Raw genomic sequence first — 10,915 nt, forward strand, 5'->3', positions numbered from 1 at the left:
ATGCCCACCGCTCACCGCAGATGACACAACCTGATCACCAGAACCCACTACCTGAAAAAACCCAGCTCACCCCCACCCGCCACGGCACCACACCCCAACTCACACACGCCCAGGACAACCACTCCGCCCGACCTGTCCCCCACCCCAGACCGATAAGCACAGGTCAGCCCATCCACCACTGATCAGGAACACCACTCCTGGACATCGCCCTCGCCGCACTGGGCATGGATTGGGCGGGCGCGGTCCTGACCGTCGAGGCCGCCCCCGCGTCGGCCGCTCCGTCGGCGGCCCCGACGGAGCGGCCGACGCGGGAACACCACGAGGAGTGCGACAAGGTGTGCTACGAGGGCGGGACCTGCACCTGTGCCCTCATCGAGCGGTACGGGCCGAACTCCGAGCGCGACGACTACCGACCGCCCCGGCTCTGACCGGCCCCGGGCCCGCTGTCAGGGCCCGGGGATTCGTGCGGCATGGCACCGGTGGGCCATTACCGGCGGCGCGGGATGGTGACCCGGACCTCCGCCAGGACGGTGCCGGTCGCCGGGTTGCGGTGCCCGGGGACGTACAGGCCCCAGTCGGCGTCACCGGCCGTGAACCAGCGTCCGGCCCACGGGGCGTCGGCGATCGTGAGTACGCGACCGGCGAGCGGGCCGCCCAGGAGTCGGACCTTCACAGCGGTACCTCCATCCGGCGGGACTCTCCCGCCTCATCCCCTGGTGGGGGTCGGCATCGGAAGGACAGCACCGGGGCGCCGGCGGCTTCCGTCCCGGCCGCCGCCGGGCTGACGGCGGTGGGGCGGCCCGGCCGACGCGCAACCGGTTCAGCGTGCCCCGGTCCCCTGCCGCGGCCCGCGCCGCCCATCCCGCCCGTCTCTTCCTCCTTCACACCGGCGAGGGGGCATGGGCCAAGCAGCCGCAACGGGGATGTCAGCAAGCCACGGCAGAACCGCGCGGTGACCTGCGCGGACACGGGGACGCTCTTGCAGGCTGCGCAACACCTACCGCAGCCCTTGGCGCAGCACCCAGCGCAGCAGACAGGCGCAACCGTTTGCTCCTGGTCGACGGGGACGGCTGGTCACGCGGCCCGGACGGCTCCGTGGGCGCGGGCGAGGTGGCGCAGTCTCAGCGCCCTGGCTGCACCCTGCCGACGGCTGCGGCAAGGTGCAGCGGTCCAGCTCGTCCAGGCCCTTTGTCGTCTGGGAGCGCCGAACTGCAGCCGGGTACGGCTACTTGTCCGGGAAATCGTCGTAGTGGACGCTCTTGGCGTCGTTGAAGGAGAGTTCCGGGCCGACGCGGGTTCCGTCGCCGCGCACGACCTGGATGGTGTGGTTACCCACCCAGATCGCGGCGGCCTTGTGCGGCGGCGCGATGAGTTCCTGGGTCCAGGTCTCGGATGTCATCTTCGTCGTGGTCTCGGTCCGGGAGAACTTCGTGGTGACGCTGAACGACATGCTGAACTCGCCCGAGCCGATGGGGGATGTCCACCCTTTCTTGAACCCGAACGAGAATCCGACGTCGCCCCCCCACGTGTCCGCCGCCGCATCCGTGGTGCCGGTCGTCGTGCTCGCGGTGGTCTTCTGAGCGACGCTGGTCGTGTTGTTGATGTGTCCGGCCAGGACCCAGCTCGCCTTGCGTTCGATCTTGTAGAACGGTGAGTGCTCCAGTTTCCAGGGGACGGTGTAGTCCTTGTCCGCGATGGCGGTGAAGGGGATCCAGGCGGTCTCGGTCACCTTCGCCTTCGTCTTCTCCGCGGGCTTGGCCGTGCTGCCGAGACTGGGGGTCGCTCCGGGGTCGGGCTCGTCGGACGGAATCGGAAGGCACAGGACGTACATCTCGGGCAGGCCGTCAGGCTGGTTGTGGCTCACGTGGGCGGCGAACGTGTTGGGCGCGATCAGCGCGGTCAGCGTCTCGTCCGGACTGTTGAAGCCAGGGGTCTTGTTCTGCCAGGCGCTGAAGTCGCGCTTGGAACCCGTGCCCTTGTCGGTGTACGTCTGCTCCACGATGGAACGGAACGCGAGATCCCTGCGCACGCACCACACGGCGTCCGTCGACGGCTTGTCGTAGGTGTTCTCGGCCACCACGCAGCCCAGGGCTACATACCCCTTCGGCGGGATGGGGCGCCACACCGAGCAGTAGTACTTCCCGCCGCTGCCGGTGTCCCTCCAGACCTCCTCGTAGTCCCGCGGCGCAGCCAGGGCCGGTGTGGATGCCTTCTTCGACGCTTCACTGGAGTTCTGCTTCACGCACAGGACCACGAGGTGCTCACTCGTCTTGCTGGCCTTGTCGGCGTGCGGGATCTTCGCCTTGAGATTCGCCGATTCCCACGCGTTGAAGCCCATTGATCCCAATGCCCGGAACCCTTTCGGGGCCTTTGGATGCCAGAAGCTCACCCACTGGGTGCCACCTGTGTTCTTGTCGTCCCAGCACCAGGTGAACTCGTCCGTGAAGGCGAGTGTCAGCTCGCCGAAATCCATCGCTGTCGTCTGCATACCGCACGTCCCGTCGCAGGAATTTCATCGGAGTCCGGCGCTCTCCGGACTCCGGAGAGCGGCGTCCGGCGCCCACGTGATGAAACCTCGCCGAACCGTGCCACAAGATCACGCAGGCTTCACTCGGCGGCCTCAGAACACTGTCGAGTCACCCGATCAGGGGCGGCCGGTTCCGCTGGTTCCCCGCCGCTTCGGGAAGCGTCGCACCGGACGCCCTGAGGCCACCACGCCGTTCTGGTCCCGGACCGCGCACAGCACCTCACCAGCCCAGACCCGGCACGTGGCCGTCCGCCGCCGGGAGTTGGTGACGGGATGCAGCCGGCACACGAGGCCGGACGGGTCACCCCCAGCCAGCGACGGACAAGTTCCTCGGACCATTCCTGGAGCGGGCCTTCGAAAGCGAGGTTGTCTCCACGGATCACGGTCTGGAGCAGCTGCGCACAACACCGTCGCTTTGGTGGCCAGATCGGCCGGGCTCCCGAGCACAGGGACAGCGGCGCGGACGCGGGCGGCGGTGTCCGGGCGGAGCAGCAAGTAGGCGTAGAGGGTGGCAGCGCCGAAGCCCTCCGATGCCTGGGCCCAGGTTCTGTCCGGCGGATCACTGACGGAGCCAGAGTCGGATCGCTGCGACGGTTAGTGCGGTGGAAGACGTAGGCCCTCTTGTCGTAACGCGTCGCGACTGCGCGGGAGTTCTTGAGCCGGTTGACGGTCCGTTCGACCTCGTTGCGCCGCCGATAGCGGTCGCGGTCGAAGCCGGCGGGCCTGCCCCCGTTGCTGCCCTTGCGGCGCGCGGTCGGACCGCTGGTCCTTCGGTTCCGCAATCGTGTGCCGGATGTCGCGTCTTCGCAGGTAGCGGCGGTTTTGGCGAGAGCTGTTTGCCTTGTCGCCGCTGATGTGGTCCGGCCGGGTTCGGGGCCTTCCGCCTGTGGCCTCGGAACTCGGATCCGGTCCAGGACCTCGATCATCTGCGGTGCGTCGCCACTGTCCCGGGGTGGGCAGGAGGGGCGTGGGGCGGCAGCCGCCTTGGCCGGCGAGGTGGATCTTGCAGGTCAGGGCGGCCCGGGACCGTCCGAGTCCCTCGTCGGGGCGGTGGTGCCGGGGCGTCGTCCTTTTTTCTGGACCCGCGGCTTGGCCTTGCGGGCGCCGGCCGCGTGCTGGTGGGCCCGGCAGGACGTCGAGTCGACCCCGGCCATCGACCCGTCGACCCGCCCCGCCAAGTCGGCGTCGGCCTGGACCGAATGCAGGATCCGGTCCCAGATGCCGTCCGCCGACCAGCGGCAATGCCGTTCGTAGACGGTCTTCCACGAACCGTAGCGTTGCGACAGATCACGCCACGGAGCACCGGTCCGGAACCGCCACCGCACCCCGTTGACCACCTGCCGGTGATCCCGCCACGGACGACCACGGCCATCAACACCGGGCAGCATGGGCGATGTCCGCTCCCATGCCGCATCCGTCAACTCACCCCGACCCAGCGCAAATCAATTTCGGACAGCTCCTAGCGCCTGCCGGTCTGCGACGCCGTGCCAGCGGCCTGTCAGGCAGCGAACGCCTTTGGCCGTCTGCTCCTTGAAGCGGTCGCCGCGGCGTTGCCCGACGACCCGGCGGGCAGCTCAGGCGTCACGGTCCGGCCCGAGGGCTCCCGGGGGCATCGGGCCGGGAGGCTTCACCGCGCGCCTGCTCGGTGCGTAGGGTACGAGCGGCCCGGGGGTGTGCGCGCCGGGGCCGCAGTGGTCGCGCGGACGGCGCGAGCGGAGTGCCGGGAACCGGGGGTAGCGGCGATGGGGGACGTGACGGGCGCGGGGCGGCCAACGGGCGGAGTGGCCGGCGAGGGGATCGCGCGGCTGGACCGGCGGGTGTTCGCCGTCGCCGGGGTGGTCCTGGCCGTGCTGATGACACTGGCGTCGCGCTACGGCTTCCACATCGACGAGCTGTACTTCCTGGACTGTGCCCGGCACCTGCAGGCGGGCTATGTGGATCAGCCCGCGCTCGCGCCCCTGCTGGCCCGGGTCTCGCTGTCGCTGTTCGGGGTTTCGGAGGTGGGCCTGCGGCTGTGGCCCGCGCTGGCAGCCGCGGGCACGGTGGTCGTGGGCGGGATGACCGCGCGGGAGTTCGGCGGCGCGCGGCGGGCCCAGTTGCTCGCGGCGGTCGCGACCGCCACCATGCCTGTGCTCCTGGGCGGCGCGCACCTCGCCAACACCACCTCGTACGAGATGCTGGCGTGGGCGGCGATCGCGTTCGTGGTCGCGCGGATCGGCCGCACCGGCGACACGCGGTGGTGGCTGGCCGCGGGAGCGCTGGTCGGCATCGGCGCGGAATTCAACCACCTCGCGGCTGTTTTCGGGATCGTCCTGCTGGCCGCCGTGCTGCTGGGGCCGGCCCGTCGGACCGCGGTTGACCGCCGTCTGCTCGCGGGTGCCGTGATAGCCGTGGTGCTCGTGCTGCCGGACCTGTGGTGGCAGTCGCGGCACGGCTGGGCGATGTTCGAGATGACGCGGGCACTGCACGCGAAGAACGGAGGCCTGGGGAACGTCCTCACCTGGATCGTGGGGCAGTTCGGTATGGCCTGCCTGGCGATGACGGTCCTCTGGGTGGCGGGCCTGCGGTTTCTGTGGCGGTCCGGGCGACCGCTGTGGCAGTGCCTGGTGACCGCCTACGCGGTGCTGTTCGTGCTGTTCGCCGTGACGACCGGAGCGCAGGTGTACTACCTGGGCGGCCTGTACGTGTCGCTGCTGGCCGCCGGTGCCACGGCACTCGACGCCCGGCTGCGATCCCGACCGGACCGGCTGCGCGGCTTGATGTTCGCAACAGCCGTCTCGACTGCGCTGCTCGGCGTGATCGTGCTGCCGGTGCTGCCGCCCTCCGATGTGGCGTGGGCGTACGGCATCAACGCGAATTCGGGGGAATCCCTGGGCTGGCCGCAACTGGTGGGCACGGTGCGGCAGGTGTGGACCGGGCTTGCGCCCGGGCAGCGGGCGAACGCGGTGATCTTCACGGCGGACTACGGTGAGGCCGGCGCCGTCAACGAACTCGGCCGCGGGATGGGGCTGCCCACCGCGGTGAGCGCCCACAACTCCGACTGGTGGTGGGGGCCGGGCAATCCCGACGCGACGACCGTGGTGGCGGTCGCTCCCGGTCCCGGCCACGCACCCGAGTACACCGCCCGTCTGCGCCGGTACTTCCGGCACGTCCGCGTGGCCGCCACCCTCTCCAACCCCTACGGCGTGCACAACGTCGAGTGGGGCGGGCACGTCTACGTCTGCACCAGCCCTCGTCGTCCCTGGGGCGAGATGTGGCCCGAACTGCGTACCTACGCGTGATCCGCGCGGACAGCCAGGTCGGCAGGGTCGGCAGGGTCCTGCGCAGGGTCGGCGGCTGCGGTACTCGTGCCAGTGCTAGGCCGGTGGTTCGTTCGCCGGGTCCGCGACGCAGTCCAGCGGGATGATGAGGTCGCCGGCGAGCTGTACGCGTTGCACGCCTGGGCCTCTCGGCACCCCTCCTCGGCAGCCTGGTCACCGGCATCCTCCGGCACGTGATCACTGTGCGTGCCCGCCGCGACCGAGACGGCTGGGTCCCCGTCGGCCTTCTGCACCACGCGGGCAGCCGTTGGGGCGTCCCGTACCGCAAGCACGAAGCACTGCGCGGCGGCGAGTCCAACAGCGACACCGTCCGGGCGGAGCTGCGGCCGCCGTACGGCCACGGCCAACGCGCTCCCCCCATCCGGCTCTCAGCCGTTCCCGCCCGAGTGCGTGCCGCCGCCGTCAGCCTGGTCGCCGCTTCGATGCAGTTGGGCGACACCGGCTCTCGCGACGTCACGGCGGCAGAGGTCGCCGTGGTCGCCGCCCGTACCGCGCACGACGTCCCTGGGCACGCCGTCGTCGCCTACCTCCGCGGTTGACCACCAGCGCGACTCACCCGCGAGCGGGGCGACAGCGGGGGGCTGCTGTCGTCCCGCTCAGGAGGGGCCGTCGTGCCCGGACCGGCCCGCTCCTCCCCCGCCTTCCGCGCCAGGGGTGTGGTGCTGTGCGGGTCGACCCGCTTCTGACAGCAGTTCGCCGACAGCAGCGTCCACGGGACCGTCGCCAGCCGTATCGTCCTCGCACCCGGCTGCAGCCTGAAGCGGCGCCATCCGGTGCGGCCGACCCGGGGCCGCGCCGACCGCTTCAAGCACGTCTGGGGACGCCCTCTGTGTCCAGAGGATCGGCCTCGGCGGCGAGGTCCTCGTCGTCAACCTTGGCGGCGTCCTCGTCGTCGGCCCCGGCGGCTGCCTCGAAGACAGCACCCGCCGCGAGATCGCCTACACCCGCACCCTTGGCAAGCCCATCCGCTACAGCCGCCCCGGCTTCGCCGGACGACGAAAACAGCAGGCCGCTCTGAGCAGGAGTCACCGACCAGCCAGCCGACATCGCCTCGAGACACATTCATGCCCACCACGGTCGTCGGCCGGTTCAGCCGTCCGCATCACCGGCACCACCGCCCGGCTCACCACCCTGGGTATCCCGCTGACCGCAACGCCTCCACCGCCCGCCGACCCCGACCCATCGCTCCGGAGACCGGCTGCACCGCCCCGGGTCGACCGCTCTGCCCTCGCCCGGTGCACCCCCGTGACCATGCGTGCCGCCCATCAGCGCACCGGCACCGACCGCCAGCTCCTCGGCGCCGGCGCCCTGCTGGTCGAGTTCGGGACGCCGGCGGCAGCGGTAGGAAGGCGGGCGGCCTCGTGCGGTCGCAGCCGCACGAGGCTGCCCGGGTGCTTCCGTTGCGTTGTGCCTCAGCGGAAAGCGGCGATGCTGCGGGCCACCCAGTCCTTGAAGGAGTGCGGGGCACGGCCGAGGACTCGTTCCACATCAGGGCTGATCCGCAGTTCGGCCGGGTTCGGGGCGGAGATGATGTCCAGGGTGTCGTCGGCGAGTTCCACCGGCACGAACTCCGTCATCATGGCCTTGGCCTCACTGCGCGTGAGTTCGTGAAACCGCACGGGCGAGCCGAGCGCTGCGGCGATCTCCCGCGCCTGCTGACGCGGCGTGATGACCTCTGGCCCGGTCAGCTCATACACCCCGCCGGTGTGCCGGTCGTCCAGCAGACAGGCCGCCGCGACCTCGGCGATGTCCGCCGGGTCGACGACCGGCACCCCCACGTCACCGAAAGGCGCGGCGACCATCCCTTGCGTGCGGACGGACTCCGCCCACGCCAACGCGTTGGAGGCGAAACCGCCCGGGCGCAGTACGGCCCAGTCCAGGCCGGACTCCCGCAACGCATCCTCCACCGCGCGCATCGCGACCCGCGACAAGCCGAGCGGCCTGGTCACCACACCCTGCGAAGACAGCAGAACGACCCGGCGAACCCCACGGGCCGCAGCCAGGGCGATGATGTCGGCCGGCCTGGCTTCGGGGGCGTGAAGGTCCCCCGACAGCAGAAGGAACAGAGCCTTCGCCCCGTCCAAGACGGGTGCGAGACCCGCCGGCGCGGCCAGGTCGGCCGCCACATGCCGGACCCCGTCCGGCATCGCCACCGCACGCCGTGACACCGCCGTCACCTGCTCACCCGCCTCGGCCAGGGCCCGCGTCAAAGGCCCGCCCACATTGCCGGTAGCCCCGGTCACCACGATCATCTTCAGCTCCTCGTCCGTTGTGCACTGCGGTAACTGACGCTAGGAGCCCAGGCTTACTTTTCGTAAGAACATACCCAGAGGTAAGCTCCCAACGTGAAGGAAGGCATGCAGGTGACGTCAGCCGAAGCGGGCAATCACTATGAGGTGTTTCACACCGACTGCCCCGCGCGTGACATCGTCGACCACGTGACCAGCAGATGGGGCGTCTGGGTACTCATCTCCCTACGGAGCAACGATCTCCGGTTCCACGAACTCCGCGACACCATCCGGGGCATCAGCGAGAAAATGCTCGCCCAGACCCTGCGCGCACTGGTCCACGACGGCCTCGTCTGGCGCAACGTAGAGCCGACGACACCACCCCACGTCACCTACGGACTCACCGACTTCGGCCAGAACATCGGCGAACCACTGACCGACTTGTTCAACCGGATCACCCAACGGCTATCACCGACAAGCCCGGAATAGGGGGGGTATGGGACGGTCACGAAGGTGAATCCAGCCGACCTGGACACATGAGTGGCAGCCACCACGAACCACACACCGACCCCGACCCCCTCCCGACTCGGCAACGCCCTCGCCGGTCAGCCCCGCTCGAAGAACTCCACCTCCGCAAGCGCCAGATGACGGCCCGTCGTCAGTCCGGCCGGTGAACGCAGCGTCAGGCGGACCGACTTCACATCGCTGTACCCGGTGGCGATCGTCTGGTCGCCCGGCTTGTCGCTGAGGGTGATCCGGCGGCTCTGCCTCCCGCCGTCCTCCGACGTCACCTCCAGGTCCATCTCCAGCGCCCGCGCCTCGCCGGTGTACTTCTCCGGCTCCTTGGAGGGACCGTTGGTGATGATCAGGTCGACCAGGCGGAACGGCGCCCGGAAGGTGTACGTCACCGAGGCGCCGGCGGCGGGCGCGCCCCAGTAGCTGTTGCTCAGTCCGTCCGCGGTCTTCTCCGCCGGGTGCCCGGGTACCTCCGCGCTCGCGCTGATGGTCGCCGGCGTGATCGGCACGGCCTTTCCCAGCTTGTCCCGGGTGTCCTCGAACAGGGCGCGTCCGGCGGGCAGCAGCAGGAACGCGCCGGCGCAGAGCGCCACCACCACGGCCAGGATCACCAGGAACCGTAACCCCCGTCCCGAACTCGCCCGTACCCGGCGCCGGCGGAACGGCCACACGGTCCGCCACCACGGCAGCCGCGGTGCCTGCGCGGCCGGGTCCAACGGGGTGGCGCACCGGCGGCAGAAGCGGCGGCCCGGCGGGTTGGGGGTGCCGCACGAGGGGCAGGGCGCGCCCGTGATCTCGTCCGGGGTCCCGGCGGGGCGCACGACCGGCCGGGGGGCGACCGGCCGCGCGGGGCGGACGGGCTGGATGGGGGCGGGGGGCGCGGGCTCCGCCTCCGGCTTGGGCGGCGTGGCGGGGGTGACCGCCGCGGGAGGCGTGGTGGGGGTGGGAGGAGTGGTGGGGGCGGGAGGCGCGGGAGGGGCGGCGGATGTGAGAGGGGTGGTGGGGGTGGGGGGTTCTGTGGTGTCGGGGGTGGAACGGGTGGAATGAGGGCCGGTGGCCTCGTCGTCGGTCGACCACCCCAGGTACGTCCCGCAGTTGCCGCAGAAGTCGTCCGTGGGGCCGTTGGACGCCCCGCACACGGGACAGGCGCGCATGGGTCACCTTCCTTCTTCGGCGGGCGGGGCGGGGAGGATCTCCACCCGGCAGGTGGTGTGCACCGGGGACATGGTCCTGACGAGTTCGTGGACCCTGGCCAAATCCAGCCGGGTTCCGGGTTCCAGGGGCCGCACCCGGACCAGGACCTCGGCGGACGGGGCCGGCGGGAGGTCGGCGCCGGGGGTGCTCGACCACACCGCGCCGCCGCCGTCCTCGACCTCGGCCCGCGCGCCGAGTGCGAGCCGCAGCGCCTCGACGAGACCGCGCCGGGTGCCGCGCCAGCGGTGCAGTTCCACCGCGCGGGCGACCGCCTCGCGGCGCCGTTCCGGCGGCCACTGCGGATCGTCGGCGGCGCCCACCCAGGACGCGAGCCAGGTGAGGAAGTCGGCGGGGGCCAGCCGGGGATCGAGGTAGGCGGGCAGGTTGTCGAGGGTCGAGAAGACCGGGGCGAGGACGGTGTCGAGGCCGCCGGTGAAGCGCTGCGCGAAGTCGTCCTCGGCGTACAGCGCGGGCAGTTGCTCCCCGATCGGGTACCGGCTCGGCAGGCCCGGTATCGCGGCGCGGCTCATCCGCGGGCCTCCGGTTCGAGTGCCGTGACGACCACCTGGTGCTGGTGGGAGAAGACCAGCGCGCCCGCGGCCAGGTCGACGCGGTCGGCCGGTGCACCGCGCCGGCCGGTGATCGGATCGGCGGGAAACAGCAGGATCTCCTCGACCAGCGCGTGACCGGTGGCGCGTTGCAGAACACCGAAGACGTCGCCGTACTGGACCGGCCTGCCGAACGGCCAGCCGGTTCCGTCCGCGCCGCCGACCAGAGGGTTGAGATGGCGGAAGAGCGCGCCGAGCGCCGCGTCACGGACCCGGTCGACGGCGTCGGCGGGCGCCGCGAGCCGGGCCACCACCGTCACCCCCTGGTAGACCGGTGGCTCGACGACCAGCCGGGTGCCGATCAGACGGCGTTCGTCAAGGCTCGCGGTGACCGCCCGCAGCACCTGGTCGGAGGGGATCAACTGCTCGAAGCGGAGCCGGTCGTCACCCTCGTCCGCGACCGCGTCCGGCACCACGAGGACACGGACCGCGCCCGCCTCGTCGGCGGCAGGCATACAGCGGACCCGGCGCAGCGAGGGCGCCGCCTGGCCGGCGATGATCTCGTAGTCCTCCGCGGTGACC

Annotated in this window: 11 protein-coding genes and 1 pseudogene; 4 read left to right on the plus strand and 8 right to left on the minus strand. The window is 71.1% G+C overall.

What is annotated here, in order from left to right; all coding sequences use genetic code 11:
* Positions 1-224 precede the first annotated feature (224 nt).
* Positions 225-428: a hypothetical protein gene (locus GA0115242_RS35100; RefSeq protein ID WP_093835701.1), complete on the plus strand. Its 204-nt coding sequence runs from the start codon at positions 225-227 to the stop codon at positions 426-428.
* 59 nt (positions 429-487) lie between these two features.
* Here the strand turns inward: GA0115242_RS35100 and GA0115242_RS35105 are convergent, their stop codons facing one another.
* From GA0115242_RS35105 to GA0115242_RS35115, 3 genes and pseudogenes are all read right to left on the minus strand, one after another.
* Positions 488-673 (minus strand): hypothetical protein, encoded by a 186-nt coding sequence (locus tag GA0115242_RS35105; protein WP_093835702.1) that lies wholly within the window; start codon positions 671-673, stop codon positions 488-490.
* A gap of 552 nt (positions 674-1,225) precedes the next feature.
* Positions 1,226-2,488, minus strand: coding sequence for a Vps62-related protein (locus GA0115242_RS35110; protein WP_093835703.1), 1,263 nt, complete (start codon positions 2,486-2,488; stop codon positions 1,226-1,228).
* Between the two features lie 598 nt (positions 2,489-3,086).
* Positions 3,087-3,963: pseudogene (locus tag GA0115242_RS35115) on the minus strand (IS5 family transposase).
* Positions 3,964-4,269: 306 nt separating this feature from the next.
* On the opposite strand from GA0115242_RS35115, the gene GA0115242_RS35120 reads away from it, so the two are divergent.
* Together GA0115242_RS35120 and GA0115242_RS35125 are read left to right on the plus strand one after the other, a co-directional pair.
* Complete coding sequence (locus tag GA0115242_RS35120) at positions 4,270-5,808, plus strand: ArnT family glycosyltransferase (RefSeq protein WP_093835704.1); 1,539 nt, start codon at positions 4,270-4,272, stop codon at positions 5,806-5,808.
* A 212-nt stretch (positions 5,809-6,020) separates the two neighbouring features.
* Positions 6,021-6,386 (plus strand): hypothetical protein, encoded by a 366-nt coding sequence (locus GA0115242_RS35125; RefSeq protein ID WP_141721877.1) that lies wholly within the window; start codon positions 6,021-6,023, stop codon positions 6,384-6,386.
* 265 nt (positions 6,387-6,651) lie between these two features.
* Here the strand turns inward: GA0115242_RS35125 and GA0115242_RS35130 are convergent, their stop codons facing one another.
* Together GA0115242_RS35130 and GA0115242_RS35135 are read right to left on the minus strand one after the other, a co-directional pair.
* Positions 6,652-6,909: a hypothetical protein gene (locus GA0115242_RS35130; protein ID WP_093835706.1), complete on the minus strand. Its 258-nt coding sequence runs from the start codon at positions 6,907-6,909 to the stop codon at positions 6,652-6,654.
* A 350-nt stretch (positions 6,910-7,259) separates the two neighbouring features.
* The gene (locus GA0115242_RS35135) at positions 7,260-8,099 is read right to left on the minus strand and encodes an SDR family oxidoreductase (RefSeq protein WP_093835707.1); all 840 of its coding nucleotides are present in this window, start codon (positions 8,097-8,099) and stop codon (positions 7,260-7,262) included.
* A 105-nt stretch (positions 8,100-8,204) separates the two neighbouring features.
* Between GA0115242_RS35135 and GA0115242_RS35140 the strand changes: the two genes are divergently transcribed.
* Positions 8,205-8,564, plus strand: a complete 360-nt coding sequence (locus GA0115242_RS35140; protein WP_093835708.1) for a winged helix-turn-helix transcriptional regulator — start codon at positions 8,205-8,207, stop codon at positions 8,562-8,564.
* A gap of 116 nt (positions 8,565-8,680) precedes the next feature.
* Here the strand turns inward: GA0115242_RS35140 and GA0115242_RS35145 are convergent, their stop codons facing one another.
* The 3 genes from GA0115242_RS35145 to GA0115242_RS35160 all read right to left on the minus strand — a co-directional run.
* On the minus strand, positions 8,681-9,745 hold the full coding sequence (locus GA0115242_RS35145) for an NADase-type glycan-binding domain-containing protein (protein ID WP_107461564.1): 1,065 nt from the start codon (positions 9,743-9,745) through the stop codon (positions 8,681-8,683).
* A gap of 3 nt (positions 9,746-9,748) precedes the next feature.
* Entirely contained in the window at positions 9,749-10,315 is a 567-nt protein-coding gene (locus GA0115242_RS35155) for a phage tail protein (protein ID WP_093835709.1), read from the minus strand.
* Positions 10,312-10,915: baseplate J/gp47 family protein (locus GA0115242_RS35160; protein ID WP_176729975.1), on the minus strand; the 604-nt coding region annotated here is incomplete at its 5' end. The genes GA0115242_RS35160 and GA0115242_RS35155, both read right to left, overlap by 4 nt.

It is taken from the genome of Streptomyces sp. SolWspMP-5a-2 (assembly GCF_900091845.1).
GTDB classification, from domain to species: domain Bacteria; phylum Actinomycetota; class Actinomycetes; order Streptomycetales; family Streptomycetaceae; genus Streptomyces; species Streptomyces doudnae.

What these genes read in the sequence shown, in the direction of transcription:
- GA0115242_RS35100 (WP_093835701.1), top strand. Translation starts at nt 225, where the DNA reads ATGGATTGGGCGGGCGCGGTCCTGACCGTCGAGGCCGCCCCCGCGTCG.
- GA0115242_RS35120 (WP_093835704.1), top strand. Translation starts at nt 4,270, where the DNA reads ATGGGGGACGTGACGGGCGCGGGGCGGCCAACGGGCGGAGTGGCCGGC.
- GA0115242_RS35110 (WP_093835703.1), bottom strand. Translation starts at nt 2,488, where the DNA reads ATGCAGACGACAGCGATGGATTTCGGCGAGCTGACACTCGCCTTCACG.
- GA0115242_RS35130 (WP_093835706.1), bottom strand. Translation starts at nt 6,909, where the DNA reads ATGTGTCTCGAGGCGATGTCGGCTGGCTGGTCGGTGACTCCTGCTCAG.
- GA0115242_RS35140 (WP_093835708.1), top strand. Translation starts at nt 8,205, where the DNA reads ATGCAGGTGACGTCAGCCGAAGCGGGCAATCACTATGAGGTGTTTCAC.
- GA0115242_RS35145 (WP_107461564.1), bottom strand. Translation starts at nt 9,745, where the DNA reads ATGCGCGCCTGTCCCGTGTGCGGGGCGTCCAACGGCCCCACGGACGAC.
- GA0115242_RS35135 (WP_093835707.1), bottom strand. Translation starts at nt 8,099, where the DNA reads ATGATCGTGGTGACCGGGGCTACCGGCAATGTGGGCGGGCCTTTGACG.
- GA0115242_RS35155 (WP_093835709.1), bottom strand. Translation starts at nt 10,315, where the DNA reads ATGAGCCGCGCCGCGATACCGGGCCTGCCGAGCCGGTACCCGATCGGG.